Annotated in this window: 15 protein-coding genes; all 15 read left to right on the top strand. The window is 56.2% G+C overall.

The genetic code is table 11. The features are described from left to right. Positions 1-10: 10 nt before the first annotated feature. Positions 11-1,678 carry a PAS domain-containing sensor histidine kinase gene (locus KI809_RS15250; protein WP_214172443.1) on the top strand — a complete coding sequence of 556 codons (1,668 nt, stop codon included), beginning with the start codon at positions 11-13 and terminating at the stop codon, positions 1,676-1,678. Continuing rightward, complete coding sequence (locus KI809_RS15245; RefSeq protein WP_214172442.1) at positions 1,679-2,326, top strand: response regulator transcription factor; 648 nt, start codon at positions 1,679-1,681, stop codon at positions 2,324-2,326. It begins immediately after the preceding gene. Between the two features lie 112 nt (positions 2,327-2,438). After that, on the top strand, positions 2,439-4,415 hold the full coding sequence (locus KI809_RS15240) for an ATP-binding protein (protein ID WP_214172441.1): 1,977 nt from the start codon (positions 2,439-2,441) through the stop codon (positions 4,413-4,415). A 183-nt stretch (positions 4,416-4,598) separates the two neighbouring features. Beyond that, positions 4,599-5,963: a sigma-54-dependent transcriptional regulator gene (locus tag KI809_RS15235; protein WP_214172440.1), complete on the top strand. Its 1,365-nt coding sequence runs from the start codon at positions 4,599-4,601 to the stop codon at positions 5,961-5,963. A 262-nt stretch (positions 5,964-6,225) separates the two neighbouring features. Then, positions 6,226-7,221, top strand: a complete 996-nt coding sequence (locus KI809_RS15230) for a TRAP transporter substrate-binding protein (RefSeq protein ID WP_214172439.1) — start codon at positions 6,226-6,228, stop codon at positions 7,219-7,221. 138 nt (positions 7,222-7,359) lie between these two features. Further along, complete coding sequence (locus tag KI809_RS15225) at positions 7,360-8,025, top strand: TRAP transporter small permease (RefSeq protein ID WP_246559435.1); 666 nt, start codon at positions 7,360-7,362, stop codon at positions 8,023-8,025. After that, positions 8,022-9,416 carry a TRAP transporter large permease gene (locus KI809_RS15220; protein WP_281416919.1) on the top strand — a complete coding sequence of 465 codons (1,395 nt, stop codon included), beginning with the start codon at positions 8,022-8,024 and terminating at the stop codon, positions 9,414-9,416. The genes KI809_RS15225 and KI809_RS15220 overlap by 4 nt, the downstream gene beginning before the upstream one ends. A 39-nt stretch (positions 9,417-9,455) precedes the next feature. Beyond that, the gene (locus KI809_RS15215) at positions 9,456-9,782 is read left to right on the top strand and encodes a hypothetical protein (RefSeq protein ID WP_214172438.1); all 327 of its coding nucleotides are present in this window, start codon (positions 9,456-9,458) and stop codon (positions 9,780-9,782) included. Positions 9,783-9,828: 46 nt separating this feature from the next. Next, positions 9,829-10,062 carry a DUF551 domain-containing protein gene (locus KI809_RS20975; RefSeq protein WP_353743150.1) on the top strand — a complete coding sequence of 78 codons (234 nt, stop codon included), beginning with the start codon at positions 9,829-9,831 and terminating at the stop codon, positions 10,060-10,062. A gap of 189 nt (positions 10,063-10,251) precedes the next feature. Further along, complete coding sequence (locus KI809_RS15205) at positions 10,252-11,400, top strand: Na+/H+ antiporter NhaA (RefSeq protein WP_214172436.1); 1,149 nt, start codon at positions 10,252-10,254, stop codon at positions 11,398-11,400. Positions 11,401-11,779: 379 nt separating this feature from the next. After that, positions 11,780-13,069, top strand: a complete 1,290-nt coding sequence (locus KI809_RS15200) for a hypothetical protein (RefSeq protein WP_214172435.1) — start codon at positions 11,780-11,782, stop codon at positions 13,067-13,069. Further along, entirely contained in the window at positions 13,066-13,539 is a 474-nt protein-coding gene (locus KI809_RS15195; RefSeq protein WP_214172434.1) for a cytochrome C, read from the top strand. Before KI809_RS15200 ends, KI809_RS15195 begins: the two co-directional genes overlap by 4 nt. Positions 13,540-13,562: 23 nt before the next feature. Next, the gene (locus tag KI809_RS15190) at positions 13,563-14,789 is read left to right on the top strand and encodes a CxxxxCH/CxxCH domain-containing protein (RefSeq protein WP_214172433.1); all 1,227 of its coding nucleotides are present in this window, start codon (positions 13,563-13,565) and stop codon (positions 14,787-14,789) included. An 18-nt stretch (positions 14,790-14,807) separates the two neighbouring features. Further along, a complete protein-coding gene (locus KI809_RS15185; RefSeq protein WP_214172432.1) occupies positions 14,808-17,594 on the top strand; it encodes a 6-bladed beta-propeller in 2,787 nt (928 codons plus the stop codon). A gap of 34 nt (positions 17,595-17,628) precedes the next feature. Then, a complete protein-coding gene (locus KI809_RS15180) occupies positions 17,629-18,111 on the top strand; it encodes a hypothetical protein (protein WP_214172431.1) in 483 nt (160 codons plus the stop codon). The last annotated feature ends 13 nt before the right edge of the window (positions 18,112-18,124 follow it).

The following is an 18,124-nucleotide window of genomic DNA, read 5'->3' as shown; positions in this document are numbered from 1 at the left end:
ATGGAGAGTAATGGGACATCTTCACCGCGATTACAAAAACCTCAGGCCGGAGAAACGAGTAGCGCTGATCTACCTGATCATCAGCATAGTGTGGATCCTTTTTTCAGACGCAGCCGTCTTTTTGCTCCCGGATCGTGGTTTTCGGCTAGCACTGCACACGCTCAAAGGCTGGTTATTTGTCTCCACTTCGGCAGTTGTCATCTATTATCTCATGCGTCACTACGTGGCACAGATGAAAAAGGCCTGGCAAGAAGCCTTGGCCAGCGAAGAGCGACTGAACCTCGTTCTGCAAAGCGTAAACGATGGTGTCTGGGACTGGGACTTGCGCACCGGACTGGCCTACCTGAGCCCGAAGTACTACGAAATTGTCGGGTATTCCCCAGGCCAGATCACTCCCGATCGGCAATTCTTTCTCTCCCTAATCCATCCCGATGACCGCCCCCAGGTCAATGAGGTCATTGACCGGCACCTTCAGAGAGAGACGGCGGATTATCGCGCCGAATTCCGCATGATTGCCGGAGACGGTCAGGACAAATGGGTTCTTACCCGCGGCAGAGTGGTCGAGCGCGATCCGGACGGCCAACCGTTGCGGATGCTCGGCACCATCTCCGACATTTCTGAGCGGAAACGAATCGAACTGACCCTTCAGGAGAGCGAAAATCGTTATCGAACCGTTGTGGAGGACCAGACAGAAGTTATCTGCCGGTTTCTTCCAGATGGCACCTTTATCTTCGCCAATGAGGTCTATTGCCGCTTGTTCGACAAAACCCCGGAAGAGCTGATCGGCAACCGCTGGCAACCTTCTGCCCACCCCGACGATATCCCGGCGATCGAGGCGCAATTGCGGGCCATGTCTCCTGCCAATCCGATTGTTGTTATTGAAAACCGGGCTTATGTCGCTTCGGGAGAACTCCGTTGGATGCAGTTCGCCAACCGGGGGTTTTACGACGACCAGGGACAGCTGCGGGAAATTCAGTCAGTCGGGCGTGACATTACTGACCGGAAAAAAATCGAGGAAACAATCCGCCGCTACATACAGCGCCTTCTTGAACAGGAAGAGGAGATTCGGAAAAAGCTCGCATCTGAACTGCATGACCAGATCTGCCAGGACCTGACTGCCCTCGGCCTCGATATCGCCATGATCACCCGCCTGCTGCCGGATGAGGCACGCAACGGTCTGGCAGACAGGATCAAAGATACCCAGGCCTTTCTTGAAGAGATCATCCGGTCGGTCAGGGATATCATGGCCGAGCTGCGGCCGCCGGTGCTGGACTATTTCGGTCTTGCCGCGGCGCTCAACTGGCACGCGGAAATCTTTACCAAGCGCACCGGACTCGCTGTTGAACTGGATCTGGCAGACAACCTGGAAAGAATGGCCCCGGAAAAAGAGCTGGCGCTCTTGCGCATTGCTCAGGAGGCGATGAACAATGCGTCGAAATACGCCGCTGCCACCACCCTCAGACTGTCGTTGGCCAGGAAAGACGGTACGATCCGGATGTCTGTGAGCGACAACGGCATCGGTTTCGATGTCGGTCAAGAATTACAACGCCTGGGAAACTCCGGCTGGGGCCTGACCATCATGCAGGAGCGGGCGCAATCGATTAACGGCCACTTTGCAATGGACTCGGCACCGGGCAGAGGAACGACCGTCCGGGTCATGCTGAAGGAGGAGGCATAGATGGCCATCAGAATCTTGATTGCCGATGACCATGCCATCGTGCGCGATGGGCTCAAGATGATCCTTGAGACCGATATGGATATGGCTGTCGTCGGCAATGCCGCCGATGGCAATGCCGCAATCAGCCAAGCAGAGGCGCTGCAGCCGGATGTCATCCTGATGGATATCTCCATGCCGGCGCTGAACGGCATCGAGGCCTGCCGGACCATTACCCAGAAGCTGCCGGGGACGCGGGTCATCATGCTCTCGATGCACAATACCCATGAACACGTGTTCCGGTCGATCCGCGCCGGTGCCAAAGGATACCTCCTGAAAGAATCGCTCGGCAGCGAGGTGATTACCGCGATCCAGACGGTCATGAACGGCAAGAGTTTTCTCGGAGCCGGGATTGAACTCCCTTCGAGAGTCTCGATCCGTGATATCCTCACCATACCCAAAGGTCCGCTCGACAGCCTTAGCGACCGCGAACGACAGATCCTGCAACACGTGGTCGAGGGCCGGACCAGCGCGGAAATCGCCACGATTCTGGATCTGTCGGCCAAAAGCGTTGAAACCTACCGCAGCAGGCTCATGAAGAAACTCAACATTACCAATATCCCCACCCTGGTAAAATTCGCCCTGCAGCAAGGGATCACCCCCACAAGCTAACAAATTAATAAAAAAACATTCACGTCATCAAGGTTTCCCGACAGAAACCATTCCTATTGCAGTGTACAATCCCCTGGCGTAAGCAGTAAGCACAGCTAAACCGGGCCTGTCTATGAAATCAGAACCATATACGACCAGGTACATTGTGCCGGCCCTGGTACTTCCCTTCGTCACCTGCTGCCTGCAGTGGCTTTTGTGGGATACCTTCAAGCCGTTTGTCTGGTTTCTTTTCTACCCTACGGTCTATTTCAGTTCGCGCATCGGCGGAAAACAGGTCGGCATCGTCTCGACCGTGGTATCGGCCTTGCTGGTGGTTTATTTCTTCATCCCCCCACAACTCTCTTTTGCCGGCAAACCGCTCAACAATCTCTTTTCAGTCGTTGTCTTCCTGATCATGGGGTTGCTTTTCAGCTACACCCATGACCGTCTTGATCAGGCCCGGCAACGCGAGGCTCAAGCATCGGCAGCAGCACTTATTGCCGAAGAACGGCTTCAAGAAACGAAGGCACTGCTGGCGGCCGAAGCAGACCTCAGGCGGAGCGAGAGCCGTTTCCGGAGTATCTTCGACAATTCGCCGATCGCCATCGGTATCTGGGAAATTGCCAACGACCGCCTGCTGGAAGTCAACAATGCCTGGCTACAGCTCTTCGGCTTCGACCAGAACGAAGGCATCGGCAGATACCTGTCCGACCTGGACCTGTATACCCGGCATGACGTGTTTGGGGATATCCTCAAGGTAATCAGGGATCATGGTCTGGTCATCAATCGGGCCATCCAACTGCGAAAGAAGACCGGCGAACCAATGGATATTCTCTACTCCTCCGATGTGGTGAACCTGGGGACCATCCCCTGTCTCCAGGTAATGATGACCGATGTTACCGAAGAGCTTCAGGCAAAAAGGGCCTTGAAGGCTTCGGTAGAAACCCTGCACAATCTGGAGGAGCAGTTCCGCCAGGCACAGAAGATGGAGGCAATCGGCCAGCTCGCCGGCGGGGTGGCCCACGATTTCAACAATATCATGCAGGTGGTGCTGGGTAACGTCCAGTTACACCTCCTCGACAATAAGGAGCTCGGGATAACGACCTGCCATCTTGAGGAGATAGAGAAGGCCGTTGGTCGGGGAACTTCGTTGACCAGGAGTCTCCTGGTATTCAGCCGCAAGCAGCAGATCGAGTTGACCGGTTTTGATCTCAACTCCCTGACCCATGAATCATACAAGCTTGCCAACCGCCTGGTTACCGAAGATATTTCACTAAAACTGGTCCAGGGCGATCACCCCCTGCAGATCACCGGAGATGCCGGCCTGGTGCAGCAGATGATCTTCAATCTCGTCACCAATGCCCGTGACGCCATCTCTGGCCCGGGCAGCATCACCATCAGCACGGCACAGGTTACCATCGATAAAAAGGATATAGACGCCCACGGGCTTACCGCGCCAGAAGGGGAGTATGCGCTTCTTTCCATGAGCGACACAGGATGCGGCATTGCTCCCGAGATACAGGACCGCATCTTTGAGCCGTTTTTTACGACCAAAGAGGTAGGCACCGGCACCGGGCTTGGCCTGGCAATGATCTACGGCACGGTGAAACAGATGAATGGTTTCATCATGCTGGAATCAGTGCCAGGAGAAGGGACGAAGATCGGCATTTACCTGCCTCTGCAGGATAAACTTCAGGCGTCGGAAACCGAAACCGGAGCAGGCCGGGACAGTCTCGGCAACGGCGAATTGCTGCTGCTCGTCGAAGATGATGAAGCGGTTCGCCATTCCATTGCCAAGTACCTGACCCTGTGCAACTATCGGGTCATCACCGCTGCGGACACCGGCGAAGCGCTGCGACTAGCCAGGGAAAACCGGTCCACATTACGGCTTGTCATCATGGATGCTATTCTGCCCGGGATGAACGGTGTGGAAGGAAGCAGGCAACTGCGGCAAATGTGCCCCGCAACTCCGCTGCTGTTCCTTTCCGGATATAGCGACGAATTCCTCAAAAACAAAGGAATTGAAGAAGCTCATGTCAATAAGCCGATCCAACCGATCAAACTGCTCTCCAAAATCGGCCAACTTCTGGACGAAAGCCGGCAAGGATGAAAAACTACTGACCGGTTTTTTTCATCCCGACTCCGCCTTGACTTGCCGCTAAACCTCACCTAATCTCCTGTCGCTGCCTCGCATCTCCCCCAAATAGCGGTACACTCATTGCAGACACTGGCAGCAGCAGGCCTTTCCTGCCCAAAATCTCAACTCTGCACGACCTGATAAGCCGGAGATGTTATGGAAAAAATTCTCATAATCGACGACGAACCGTTCATCCGCGAAAACGTGGAGCGAATTCTGGGCGAGGACGGCTACCAGGTGCTGTCCGCCGCTGATGGGACAACCGCTCGTGAGCTGGTTTCCGCCGAAGAAATCGATCTGGTACTGCTCGACCTCAACCTTGGCAAAGAAAACGGTCTGGATGTGCTCAAGGATCTGCGTGAGATAGAGCCGGAGCTGCTGGTCATCGTCATCACCGGCTACGGCTCGGTCGAAAGCGCGGTGGCCTCGCTGAAAATGGGCGCTTTTCACTATATGAAGAAGCCGTTCAAGGCCGATGCCTTGCGGGTCATCGTCAAGCTGGCGCTGCAGACCACCAGCCTCAAGCGGGAGGTGCGCGCTATCAGGCAGGGGGCGCTGGAGCTGTTTGAAAAGGTGCCGCTGGTCGGGGTCAACTCATCGCTCAAGGAGATTATCCGCCAAGCACGGGAGGTTGCCCGCTTTGCCGAAGCTTCGGTGTTGATCACCGGCGAATCCGGCACCGGCAAGGAACTGATCGCCAAATCGATCCATCATCTCTCGGACCGTCGCGAGGCACCGTTCATCGAGATCAACTGCGCCTCGATCCCGATCAATCTGCTGGAAAGCGAGCTGTTCGGCCATGAAAAGGGGGCATTCACCGATGCTTCCGCCAGGAAAACCGGGCTGTTCGAGGCGGCCAACAAAGGGACCATCTTCCTGGACGAGATCGGCGAGATGGACCCGGTGATGCAAGCCAAGCTGCTGCGGGTCCTGGAGAGCCGCCAGATCAGGCGGGTCGGCGGCACCAGGAACATTGACGTCGATGTCAGGGTCATCTCCGCGACCAACCGCAACCTGAGCGATGCCATCAAAAGCGGGCTGTTCCGGGAGGACCTGTTCTACCGGCTTAACGTCTTTCCGATCCATATTCCGCCGCTGCGTGAGCGGCGGGAGGACATCCCGGGGCTTGCCGCTTTTTATCTCGACAAGTACAGCCGGGCATTCTCGCGCGGCTTCCAGGAGATCTCGGAAGAGGCCAAGACTCTGCTGGCAGGCTACAACTGGCCGGGCAATATCCGGGAGCTGAAAAACGTCATCGAAAAGATCTGCATCATCAACCAGGGGCCGACGCTGACAGCGCCTCACCTGCCACCCGAAATCTCCGGCGCGGCCACCAGGGCACTCCAGGCAGAACTGCCAGAGATCGGCTCGATCGGTCTTGAAGAAGCAGTTGAGGCCTTTGAACGGAAGATGATTCAAGCAGCCCTTGCCAAAAGCAGTGGTAATGTCTTAAAAACCGCTGATCTGCTGAAAATTCCCCGCGGGACCCTGCGCTACAAAATGGGAAGACTCGGCCTCTGACCCCATTAATTTCAAACGTCAGTTTAGCATTTCAATTGGCCAATTTCAGCCACTGAAATTGGCCAATTTCAGCCACACCCCCTCCCCTCCATCGCCCACTAATTCACCTGCTTTTTTGTTAAAACACACCCTTACGCGACGATTAATCAATGGCACCATGATTGCTAGAACGCTATTTAAATTCAGGTTCCAGCTTGGCGTAGACACTATTAATTATCTTTACGACAACAAAGTTAACAGCCAACCCAAAAAGGAGTCACGTATGAAACTGAAAGCTTTACTCACCTTCGCTCTGCTGATTGCATTCTCCAGCACGGCATTGGCCGCCGCCCCGATCGTCATCAAGTTCAGTCATGTGGTAGCCCAAAACACCCCCAAGGGCCAGGCCGCCGACTACTTCAAGAAGATCGCCGAGGAGCGCACCAAAGGCCGGGTCAAGATCGAAGTCTATCCGAACAGCCAGCTCTACAAGGACAAGGAAGAGATGGAGGCGCTCCAGCTCGGCGCCGTGCAGATGCTGGCCCCGTCCCTGGCCAAGTTCGCCCCGCTCGGTGTGAAAGAGTTTGAGGTGTTCGACCTCCCCTTCATCTTCGACGACTATGCTGATCTCCACAAGGTCACTCAGGGGCCGGTGGGAGCCAAGCTGCTCAAAAAGCTGGAGCCGAAAGGTATCCTTGGCCTGGCTTACTGGGACAACGGCTTCAAGGTGATGAGCGCCAACAAACCGCTCAAGACCCTGGCCGATTTCAAGGGGCAGAAGATGCGGATCCAGTCCTCCAAGGTGCTCGATTCCCAGATGCGCTCCGTGAACGCCATTCCCCAGGTCATGGCCTTCTCCGAAGTCTATCAGGCTCTACAGACCGGCGTCGTCAACGGCACCGAGAACCCACCGTCAAATCTCTATACTCAGAAGATGCATGAAGTGCAGAAATACGTGACCGTCTCCAACCACGGCTACCTTGGTTACGCTGTCATCGTCAACAAGAAGTTCTGGCAGGGGCTGCCCGCAGATATCCGTACCATTCTCGAAGGGGCCATGAAGGACGCCACCAAATTTGCCAACGACGTGGCCAAGAAGGACAACGACGAAGCCCTGGCAGGCGTGAAGAAATCTGGAAGGTCGCAGATCGTCACCCTGACCCCCCAGGAGCGCGACGCCTGGAAAAAAGCGATGGACAAGACCCATAAAGACAACATCGGCCGGATCGGCGCCGATATCGTCAAGGAAGTGTACGCGGCCACCGGCTACAAGCCGTAACTGCTGATATCCAGAGTGGGCAACCAGGGCCGCTGTGCTGGCCACAGCGGCCTTTTTAGCGACTAATTAGTAAGTCAGCAGTTGTTAAAACAACTTCGTTGACGCATTTATCCCGTTTTCGGGGCCAGGAGTAGCATCATGAAATACCTTGATCATCTGGAGGAATGGATCATCACCTTCCTCATGGGCGCGGCAACCCTCATTATCTTTGTGTCGATCATCCATCGTTATGGCGCCGGGTTGCCCATCCCGGGCGTACAGGAGTGGCTGATCCAGGTCAACCTCAGCTGGGCCCAGGAACTGTGCATCTATATGTTCGTATGGATGGCCAAGTTCGGCGCGGCCTACGGAGTTCGCTCCGGCATCCACGTCGGCGTGGATGTGTTGGTCAACCGCCTCCCCCATGAATGGCGTCCCAAAGGGGTGATGGTGGCCATCATCTGCGGCACCATTTTCACCGGCATCATCGGCACCCTGGGCGCCACCTTTGTCTGGGAGAACGGCATGCACTACGCCGTGTTCAACAAGCTGGGAATGAATGTGGCCGATCTGACTGAAGGCCCGATCACCCCGGACCTGGAATGGCCGACCTGGATCATCTACTCGGCCGTGCCCCTCGGTTCGTACCTGATGTGTTTCCGTTTCATCCAAGTCGGCTGGCGGTTCCTAAAGACCGGCCACCTTCCGCGCCACAACGAAGGTCATGTGGAGGGGATTGAAGAAGTAACGGAAGACGTGCCGGGTGCGTTGCATGATCCCATAACCCATGAAGATGCAGTTACCGAAGGAGGTACGACGAAATGAGCACAGCAGAAGCGGCATTGAATGCCATACCTCCAATGAGCAAACCCCGCGCAGCCGCCTGGCTGTTTGGGCTTTCAGCGGTCCTGATCGGTGTCAGTCTCTACTACGGCAATGTCGGCATCGTGTTCGCACTACTCCTGGCGCTGATGCTGACCGGGGTGCCGGTTTCCATCGCCCTCGGCCTGACCGTTCTCACCTTTCTCTTTCTCCTGACCAACGTGCCGATCGAAGCGGTGGCGCTCAAGCTGTTCACCGGGATCGAGAAGTTCGAGATCATGGCCATTCCGTTCTTCATCCTGGCCGGTAACTTCCTGACCCACGGCGGCGTGGCCAAGCGGATGATCGCTTTTGCCACCAGCATGATCGGCCATTTCCACGGCGGACTGGGACTGGCCGGCATCCTTGCCTGCGCCATGTTTGCCCTGGTCTGCGGTTCCAGCGTGGCAACGGTTGTGGCGATCGGTTCGATCATCCTGCCGGCCATGGTCCGACAAGGTTACCCAATGCGCTTTGGCGCCGGCATCATCGTCTGCGCCGGTTCTCTCGGCATCCTAATGCTACCCTCGATCCCCAAAGTGGTCTACGCCATCGCGACCAACACCTCGATCGGCGCCCTCTTCGTTGCTGGCCTGATACCTGGGATACTGCTTACCATAATGCTCTGCGCCGTTACCTGGTATGTCTCCAAAAAACGGGGCTATGCCCGTCTGCCCAAAGCCAGCTGGGGTGAGCGCATCTCGGCCTTCCGTCAGAGCGTCTGGGGCCTGATGCTGGTGGTAATCATCGTCGGCGGCATCTATTCCGGCGTCTTCACCGCCACTGAGGCGGCGGCCATGTCGGCGGTGTATGCCTTCTTCATCTCGGTCTTTGTCTACAAGGACATGGGGATGAAGGATGTGCCGCGGGTACTGCTCAACTCGGCCAACCTGAGCGCCATGCTGCTCTATATCATCACCAATGCGGTGCTGTTCTCGTTCCTGATGTCCCACGAAAATATCCCACAGGCCATGGCCGACTGGATTCTCGGCAAAGACCTGGGTGTCGTGACCTTCCTGATCTTTGTCAATGTGGTGCTGCTCCTGGCGGGCAACGTAATGGAACCATCCTCCATCATCCTGATCTTTGCCCCGATCCTGTTCCCGGCTGCCATGCGCCTCGGTATCGATCCGGTCCACTTCGGCATCCTGATTGACGCCAACATGGAGGTGGGCCTGTGTCATCCGCCGGTCGGCCTCAACCTGTACGTGGCCAGCGGTATTTCCAAGCTCAGTATTACCGAGCTTACGATGGCGGTCATGCCATGGCTATGTACGATGATAGTATTTCTCGTCATCGTCACCTATTGGCCGGCACTCTCCATCTGGCTGCCGAAGGCAATGGGCATGATGTAGTGTTGCCGAAAGGCACTAAACCATTTTTCGAGAGAATCTATGCCTGACCAAATACTTATTTATCTGATTGTCGCACTCAACGCGATTTGCCAGCTCATGCTTATCTGGCGGCAGAAGTTTGCCCCAGGCGTTAAATGGAGGTATTGCTGCCTGGCCATCGCAATTCCAGTCGTGATCATGGTGTCGATGCGCCTCTTTATCGCCGGCGGGCTGATCCATGGTCGCGTTGCCGATCAGACGACGTTTGAACGCTACCTTACGACCATTGCCAGCATCCTGCTTCTTGCCGGACCTTGGTTGGTGACGATCACCACTCTCTTCACCAGAAAGCGACAGAGCATGGTGACAATAGCAACTACAGAATGACACCCGCCGGGAGGCGGGAAGCAAAGACAAACATCCGGCATTTCAGATGAATGCAACGAAAGGGACGGCGATGAAATGGATCGATGCGAATGAGAAATTACCGGCAGAGTCTGAGCGGGTCCTTCTGTTTACTCCGTATCCGATATTCGGGGATGATCACGCCTGTATAGGAAATAAAGAGAGCATCACGACCTGCACTGCCAGGATAAACAGGAAAAAGGTTACTGTTTTTACTCACTGGATGCCGCTCCCGCCGCTACCAACGAAGCTGACGCAATAATTTCGTGTACATTCTCAGCAAAATGCAGTAAGAGCACACTCTGCCATGTGTGCTCCTTTCGGGCCGGAGGAGCTTTCCTCCGGCCTTTTTTGTCATGAAAACACTCAGGTCTCTTTTTGCTACGATAGGCCTTATGAAAGCACTTTGATTTAAATGCTCCGCTGATGAAGTTTTCAGGAAATCCAGGTCATGAAGCACCGTCTCAATCTTCTTCGCGAATTTTCCATCCCATTACTGGCTGGTGTCGTGGTGGCCATTGTCTGGGCCAATCTCGACCCTGCCGGTTATCGAGATTTCAACACCACCCCGTTTCTGGGCAAGCTCTCTTTTCATTTCGTTGCCAACGAGCTGTTCATGGTGCTGTTCTTTGGCATTGCCGCAGTTGAAATCACCCAAAGTTTTCTGCCGGGCGGCGACCTGAGCCCGATATCAAAGGCAGTCAATCCACTGATGGGGACCTTGGGCGGTGTGATCGGCCCGGTTGTCGTCTATTTGAGTTTGAATACAGCAATCGGCGCTCCGGAATTGCGGAACGGCTGGGGGATTCCGACCGCCACCGACATTGCCCTTGCCTGGCTGGCCGCCAGGGCGGTGTTCGGCGCTGCCAATCCTGCCGTATCCTATCTGCTCCTGCTTGCTGTGGCTGATGATGCCATCGGCTTGGGGATTATCGCTATTTTCTACCCTAACCCCAACCTGCCGACCGAACCGTTGTGGCTGCTGTTGACAGGAGCAGCAATGGCAGTTGCCTACCTGATGCGCCGCGGTAATCTGCGCAGCTACTGGCCCTACCTTCTCGTCGGCGGGACCATGAGCTGGACCGGACTGCACAATGCCCATCTGCATCCGGCACTGGCACTGGTCTTCATCATCCCTTTTCTCCCCCATGCCAAGGCCGAACATAAACACCTCTTTGAAGCAGACCCTGGCGACCACTCAACACTTGCCAGGTTCGAGCATGAATGGAAAGTGTTCGTTGATTTCGGCCTGTTCATGTTCAGCCTGTCCAATGCCGGGGTGCAGTTTTCCAGCATGGGAACCGTCACCTTTCTGGTGCTGGCATCACTGCTGGCAGGAAAAACCTGTGGCATCTTCTGTTTCGGCTGGCTTGCCGCCAGATTAGGTTTTGGCCTGCCGCGCGGTATGAAGCAACTGGACTTGCTGATCGCCGGGGTCATTGCCGGGACCGGCTTCACTGTTGCCTTGTTTGTAGCCGGAGAGGCCTTCCGTGATCCGATGATCGCCGGTGCCGCCAAAATGGGGGCCATGCTGAGTATCATCGCAGCATTGGCAGCTCTTGTGCTGGGCAAGCTTGCCGGGGTAGAAAAGAAATTTTAAATCTGCAGTGCGACCACTACAGCATGGCTTTAACCAGAGAATTACCCAATCCGTCTGCGGTGGCATTCCTGAAACATATTTTGCTTGTCAGCCATTTTTTGCTGGCTCCGATGCAGCGGCTGGTTGTCGCTTGACAGCCTGCAACCAAGCAATCTATCGCCATTGCGTTGCATGTTGCCTCGCCCCGCCTCCCGGCTAACACTCGTAACCGGCTAATTTCATTAACCATAACAACCGATTCCAGCGGCATGGAAAGTGCTCGGTAACTCTGATTAAAGACGTCAGCATACTTAATGAAAGAAACGAGCAGAACCGATTTGACTTAGTAATTTCCTCTTGTAGACTTATCCAAATATCATTTCACTCATGGAGCAACTCTATGAAGCGTCTGGCAGGTATCGCCGCCCTTCTCGCCCTTCAGTTGCCGGTTTTAGCCGTAGCTGCCGACATCGGCGCCGATGGGACAACGATCATCAGGATAGAGGAGCGGAGCGTCCCCGGCTTTTCCAAGCAGACAGTCGTCCCGGCAACCCAGTATCTTGGTTTCGATGCCGAGGATATCCGGGTCAAAGGTCTCTCCTTGCACTTTTATGGCTGGGGACGCGTCGATCTGGCCGATGACAGCAGCGAAAGCACCAAACCCCGCTCGACCGACGGCAACTTCAGCTACGGCTACCTGCAGTACCGTTTCGACAAGGCCAATGCCGGGCTCAAGGCCGGGCGGTTCTTTGTCTATGAAGGGGTAGCTGCCGAACAGGTTGACGGCGTCTATGCTAGGACCGACCTGAACAAGGGGTTCACGGTGTCCGCATTCGGCGGTATCCCGGTCAAGCTGGACCGTGCCAGTTCGTCCAAGGGCAAGTACATCGGCGGCGGCCGGCTCGGCTACCGCTACGGGGGCATCCTTGACTTGGGCCTTTCAGGGCTCCTTGAAGGGGATTCCCCAACACCGTACGGTAAAGACAAGCGTCAGCTCGCAGGAGTGGATCTCTGGCTGTCGCCGCACCGGATGGTTGAACTCTCGGGCAGGAGCAGCTACAACGGCACTACCGAAGAGGTTGCCGAGCACAGCTACCTGCTGGCGCTCCGACCGCTCTCAGGGCTGACCGCTGCCGTCAGCTACACCGATATCCGCCTGAAAGACTATTTCACCTTTACCAATACCCCATCGTCACTGTTCAACCCGAACAACGATGAAAAATACCGCTCCCACGGGCTGACCGCCACCTACCGCATCACCCAGCTACCCTTCCCTGCGGAAGTTTCGCTCGACTACAAGCATTATAAACGGGACAGCAAAGGAAACTCCGACCGCTACGGCGGCGAACTCCGCCTGACTCCGGTCGAGAAACTCAGCACCGGTCTCGCCGTCGCCCGCATCGCTGCCGCCAACGGCATCATGTCCTACAGCGAGGTCCGCGCCTACGGCCTGTACTATACCGGCCGCTATAGCGTTAATCTCGATGCCATCGCCAACATCTATGACGAGAAAGTGTACGGCAAAAAGAACGCCTACGAGGTCACCGGCGGTTGTGGTTATCAGGTAACACCGGCTTTGCGGGTTTCGGGAGAGGCGACCTACGCCGACAACCCCTGGTATGATGGTGATGTCCGCGGGTTGCTCAGAGTTACCTATTCTTACAACAACAAAAAAGGAGCCGCACAATGAACCGTGTCACCTGGATTATCCCGGCGGCGCTCGGCTTCGGGATGCTGCTCATAACTGCTTGCAGCCAAATGCTTCCCGCATCGGGCAACCTCCCGTCGAGCCACCCCGAGGCGCTGCCGCAGGGACGGCCGATCTGCAGCGAATGCCATGAAACCACGCTGAAGGATTCGCAGAAGCCGTACACCGTCTTCGACCACACCCCGTCTTTTGTCAAGGACCACCGGTTTGCGGCCCAGGCCGAGGAACGGACCTGCGCCATCTGCCACAAGCAGTCGTTCTGCACCGACTGCCACGCAAATCACAACGAGATCAAGCCGTCGTTGAAGATGGGCGACCGGCCTGACCGTGACCTGGTCCACCGCGGGGATTACATGACCCGGCACAAATTCGAAGGCAAGCTCGATCCGGCAAGCTGCTACCGTTGCCATGGCCGGGCGAACAACGAGAAATGCGTGACCTGCCACAAGTAAAACGGTTTATTCAGGAGATATCGATGAGTATCCGCCAGATATACTTCATACTCACTGCAACCCTGTTGGCCTTAAGCCTCCAGGGTTGCGGCAGCTCAAACGACAAGGCCCCGAGCATCAGCGCTGCCGGAGCACACCCTGCAGACTGGTTCACCGGCCATCGGCAGGCCTACTTTGATGCCTATGCGCTGGATAAGGCGGCACAGTGCCGCGACTGTCACGGATCAGACCTTATGGGTGGCATTACCAAGGTCGGCTGCTCCACAACCAGCTGCCATGCCGGAGGCCACGCCCCAAGAGTCGTGCATTCCCTGCCGTTCAAGGCCGCCAGCCTCCACGGACCGGCAGCACTGGCGGATATTGCCGGTTGCGGGGCCTGCCACGCCACCAGCACCGCGCCAGTCAGCAACCCACGCTTCAACATCGCTATCGGCTCACTCACCAATGGCTGCGAAGAATGCCACAAGACCGGCACGGCCCACCCGCCGGTTGATCCGGCCAAGGTTTCCGGCTATCCAAGCAGTTGGAACAACCACGCGACAGCCGGCAATATCGCAAATTCCTGCACCCTCTGCCATGGCCTTGACTATAACGGCGGTAGCGGTCCATCCTGCCGGAATTGCCACAACGTATTGGGTGCTGCCATGCCTCCGGTAGCCGGCCAATGTATTTCTTGCCACGCCAAGCCGCCGGCAACCGGCGGCCATGCTGCCCATAATGCTGTTGCCAGCCTGCTGAATCTCTGTACTGCCTGTCATTTCGGTGCTGCAAATGGGACAGTTCGCCACGGTTCGCGCGGCTTCGCCAATGTCTCCACTGCGATTCCGGTAGGATTCAATGCCAAAACCGGTAGCGCAAGAGTAACGCCAACGCTTACCTGCCAGAATGTCAGCTGTCATGGCGGCGTCACCACACCGCCGTGGGCCACCGGCAGTATTAATGTGGCAACCCAGTGCGAACAGTGCCATATTAGCGGAACAGCCAGCCAGACTCCGCAGTACAACAGCTTCTGGTCAGGTGAACATGCCAAGCATGTGACTGAAATGCACCTGCCATGCACCGACTGTCACGACATGAGCGTTACCAACGGCAGTAACAGCCACTTCAGCAATATGGCAACCCCGGCCTTTGAACTCACCCCGGCGCTCACCATCAGAGGCCCGGTAAATTACAGTGGCGGCAGCTGCTCGCCAGGGAATAACCCGGCTCAATTCAGCATCGGAGTCTGTCATGGTTCCAAGAACTGGTAATAACGGAGGGATCGACCTATGATCGCCCGCTTCACCCTTAATATTATCCGGAGTATCGCACTCCTCGCTGCCTTTGCCGGGTCGTGCCTTGCGGCAGCCTCGCCCGCCGTGACCAATCTGCCGTTGGTGACCAGCCACATCAGCTCTCCGGTCAAGCTTGCCACCGACCAGTTCATGAACATCTACCTCACCGACCCGCGCGGCGGCGGCATCAACAAGTACGACCGGACCGGCAAATGGGTTGCCTCGATAGCGATCCCGACCCCACAGGGTATGGCGGTCACAGCAGGCGAGGACCTGGTCGTCAGCCAGAAGAACAAGGTCACGGTGTTTTCCAGTGCCGGCACGGCGCGGTTCACCCTGAAAGACAGCCAAGGTGCAACCTTTGTCTTCAAATATGCCAACGGCGTGGCGATTGATCCGGTAAACGGCACTATTTTCGTAACCGACAGCCTCGATGACTGCGTCCTGGTTTTTAACGCCCAAGGGCAGCCGGTGAATACCGGTGTTGCCGTCTCCGGCAAGCCGGCCAACAGTTTCGGCAGCAGCGGCAATGGTAGCGGCCAGTTTGCTACGCCTACCGGCATTGCCTTTGAAAAGAAATCCCGGCAGCTGGCAGTTGCTGATACCTTCAACGGCCGAGTCCAGTTTTTCGACCTTAGCTACGCCTACCAGAAAAGTATCGGCAGCCTCGGCTCCGGTCAACTGGCCTTCACCTCGCCTGAGGGGATCGCCTTTGAATACACCAAAGACGCCACCCAAAGCCTGTCCAGGATGTACCTGCTCGACTCGTTCCAGAGCCGGGTCCAGGTGATTGACCCGACAGGCAATGGCACCTTTCTCAAAGAGATCGGCGGCTACGGCAGGAACCCCGGCCAACTGAAGAACCCGTCCGACGTAATTTTCGATAACACCAATAACCGGCTTATTGTCGCCAACGGTCTCGGTTCGTTGACCGCCTATGCAGTTGACGGCGGCGCCACCCCCGGCAATGTCGATGTCACCCCGCCCAACCCGTTCACCATCACCCCGACCGCCGACTTTACCACCAACCAGAGCAGCTTCACCTTCTCCGGCACCGTGGAAAAAGGTGCTGTGGTGGCGGTATCTGCCAACACCGCGGCGGTCATCGGACCGGTTACCTATTCCTCCGCCAGCCCCACGGTCAACGTCTGGAGCGTCACTGTAAGCAGCATCGCCGCAGGCGCCAACATCTTTACCTTTAATGCCTACGACAGTGCCAACAACCCGGCCACCCTGACCCGGACCGTTACCTTCAGCGCGGCCAACGCCGTTGCCCTGACGCTCAATGCGGTAACATCACCGACCAACAACACGGCCCAGACACTGACAGGCACCATGGACAGCGGTGCAACAGTTGCAGTAACCGCCAATACCGCCGCGGTTATCGGTGCCACGAGCTATCCCACTGCCACCACTTGGAGCGTGCCGGTCACAGGCCTGGTAGCCGGTGCCAACAGCTTTACCATTGTCGGCTCGCTTGGGGGCAAAACCAGCTCAACCATTGCCGCCACCATCAATGCTGTGCTTACGCCACCTGACATGGATGTCTCGACGCTGGCCTCCGGCAGCACTACGGCCACCAAGCTGGTGACGGTCCGCGGCGCCGTGGTTATCGACGAAAACTTCGACAGAGTGACGGTAGCGGTAAATACTGTCAACAACGGTGCACCAGTGACTCTGACTCTGTCGGGTGGCACCTTTGCCCACCCGGTCATCCTTACTGCCGGAGCCAACACCATAGTTACCACGGTTTATGACAAGGCAGGTAACAGCGCCAGCGACAGCCGTACTATTAACTATGACCCGACAATCGCGCAAACGACCATAACGTCAACAGCTGCAACCAACGGCAGCGTTACCACAGCCGCGACCCTTGACTTTGCAGGCACTGCCCCGGCAGGCACTACCTCTGTGCAGATCAGCTACCTTGCCAGTGGCACCCCGACCACAGTGCCAGCAACGCTCGGCACAGGAACTTGGACCGCTACCGGCATCAACCTTGACAACGGTCTCAACACTATCCAGGCAACGGCCATGAACGGCGCAAGCCAGCTCAACAGCGCAGTCATGACCGTGACCAGGGTAGCAGCCGACAAACCTACGCTTACTGTCAGCAGTCCGGTAAATGATCTGACTACAGGAAGTACAGCTGTTACCGTAAGTGGCAGCGCCGGTGCGGCAGCCGTCTCCGCAGCTCTTGACGGCGCAGCCATCCCGGCAACCTTTGCTCCGGGCGCCCCAGGCACCTTCACCCTCAGCCAGAGCGGCCTGGGCGACGGAACCCATCTGGTTGCCATTACCGCGACCGACGCCTTTGGCAACAGCGTAACTTCTTATCGGAGCATCTGGATCAAAACCTCTCCTCCGGCAGACTTCACCCTCAATTCATTCACCGGCCAGACCACCACCCTGAGCGGCCAGTTTGCACCAGGCTCAACGGTCTACATCAGAGATGCCAACGCTAACAACCTGGTACCGCCGCAGATCGTTGGCGCGACCGGCACCTGGGCGATTACCCTTTCGACCCCTTATGACCCGGCGACCATGAACCTGTTCGGCCTCGATCCGGCCGGGAACAGCACCCGCAACGGTCGCCTGGCGAACGACAACAGTCCGCCAGACATTACTGACGTTATTAGAGCTATGAGAATGTCTGTAGGGATAAATCAAGCTACGCCAACAGATCTCCTGCGAGGCGATGTAGCTCCGCCATCCAGACCGGATGGAAAGATCAACATTTTCGATGTTGTCGTAATATTGGAAACAATCTTAGGGTTGTAAAAGGATCATTGAATACTACTTTAAAGGACCAAAAATGATAAACCGACCAATCTATTTATTTTTATCCCTTCTGGCTTTTGCAATAGCAGGTTGTGGTGGCAGTGCGTCATCTTCCACACCGATAACTTCCCACACGGCCGTTACCTACTCGATAACGCCGCTGTTCAACAACACGACAACCGTCAGGGGCATTACCGTTACTGCAACCTTGCCGTCTGGCGTATTTCCGATTCTCTCGTCCAACACCACCCTGAAAACCGGTGCCACTTCACTTACCGGCCTAAATGGGACCTCAATTTTTACAGGCAGCTATAATTCATTAACTAACCAAGTGGTGTTCGACGCAGTAAACATCAACGGTATCTCCGGCAATTTCGCCAGGCTGACCTATACGGCCAATCCTGGGATTTCCCCAGTCAAAAACGATTTCTCCAGCTTCAGTTATCTGGTAAGCGGTCCTGGCGGAAGCGACTTGACAACCCGGGTCACCAAAGACGTGAACTTGACACCTTATTGAAAATCAGTCTGCA

It is taken from the genome of Geoanaerobacter pelophilus (assembly GCF_018476885.1).
In the GTDB taxonomy this organism is placed as follows: domain Bacteria; phylum Desulfobacterota; class Desulfuromonadia; order Geobacterales; family DSM-12255; genus Geoanaerobacter; species Geoanaerobacter pelophilus.
This window is presented reverse-complemented; position numbering and strand designations above follow the sequence as displayed.

What these genes read in the sequence shown, in the direction of transcription:
- KI809_RS15225 (WP_246559435.1), top strand. Translation starts at nt 7,360, where the DNA reads ATGAAATACCTTGATCATCTGGAGGAATGGATCATCACCTTCCTCATG.
- KI809_RS15205 (WP_214172436.1), top strand. Translation starts at nt 10,252, where the DNA reads ATGAAGCACCGTCTCAATCTTCTTCGCGAATTTTCCATCCCATTACTG.
- KI809_RS15180 (WP_214172431.1), top strand. Translation starts at nt 17,629, where the DNA reads ATGATAAACCGACCAATCTATTTATTTTTATCCCTTCTGGCTTTTGCA.
- KI809_RS15215 (WP_214172438.1), top strand. Translation starts at nt 9,456, where the DNA reads ATGCCTGACCAAATACTTATTTATCTGATTGTCGCACTCAACGCGATT.
- KI809_RS15200 (WP_214172435.1), top strand. Translation starts at nt 11,780, where the DNA reads ATGAAGCGTCTGGCAGGTATCGCCGCCCTTCTCGCCCTTCAGTTGCCG.
- KI809_RS15185 (WP_214172432.1), top strand. Translation starts at nt 14,808, where the DNA reads ATGATCGCCCGCTTCACCCTTAATATTATCCGGAGTATCGCACTCCTC.
- KI809_RS15235 (WP_214172440.1), top strand. Translation starts at nt 4,599, where the DNA reads ATGGAAAAAATTCTCATAATCGACGACGAACCGTTCATCCGCGAAAAC.
- KI809_RS15195 (WP_214172434.1), top strand. Translation starts at nt 13,066, where the DNA reads ATGAACCGTGTCACCTGGATTATCCCGGCGGCGCTCGGCTTCGGGATG.
- KI809_RS15250 (WP_214172443.1), top strand. Translation starts at nt 11, where the DNA reads ATGGGACATCTTCACCGCGATTACAAAAACCTCAGGCCGGAGAAACGA.
- KI809_RS15245 (WP_214172442.1), top strand. Translation starts at nt 1,679, where the DNA reads ATGGCCATCAGAATCTTGATTGCCGATGACCATGCCATCGTGCGCGAT.
- KI809_RS15190 (WP_214172433.1), top strand. Translation starts at nt 13,563, where the DNA reads ATGAGTATCCGCCAGATATACTTCATACTCACTGCAACCCTGTTGGCC.
- KI809_RS15220 (WP_281416919.1), top strand. Translation starts at nt 8,022, where the DNA reads ATGAGCACAGCAGAAGCGGCATTGAATGCCATACCTCCAATGAGCAAA.
- KI809_RS15230 (WP_214172439.1), top strand. Translation starts at nt 6,226, where the DNA reads ATGAAACTGAAAGCTTTACTCACCTTCGCTCTGCTGATTGCATTCTCC.
- KI809_RS20975 (WP_353743150.1), top strand. Translation starts at nt 9,829, where the DNA reads ATGAATGCAACGAAAGGGACGGCGATGAAATGGATCGATGCGAATGAG.
- KI809_RS15240 (WP_214172441.1), top strand. Translation starts at nt 2,439, where the DNA reads ATGAAATCAGAACCATATACGACCAGGTACATTGTGCCGGCCCTGGTA.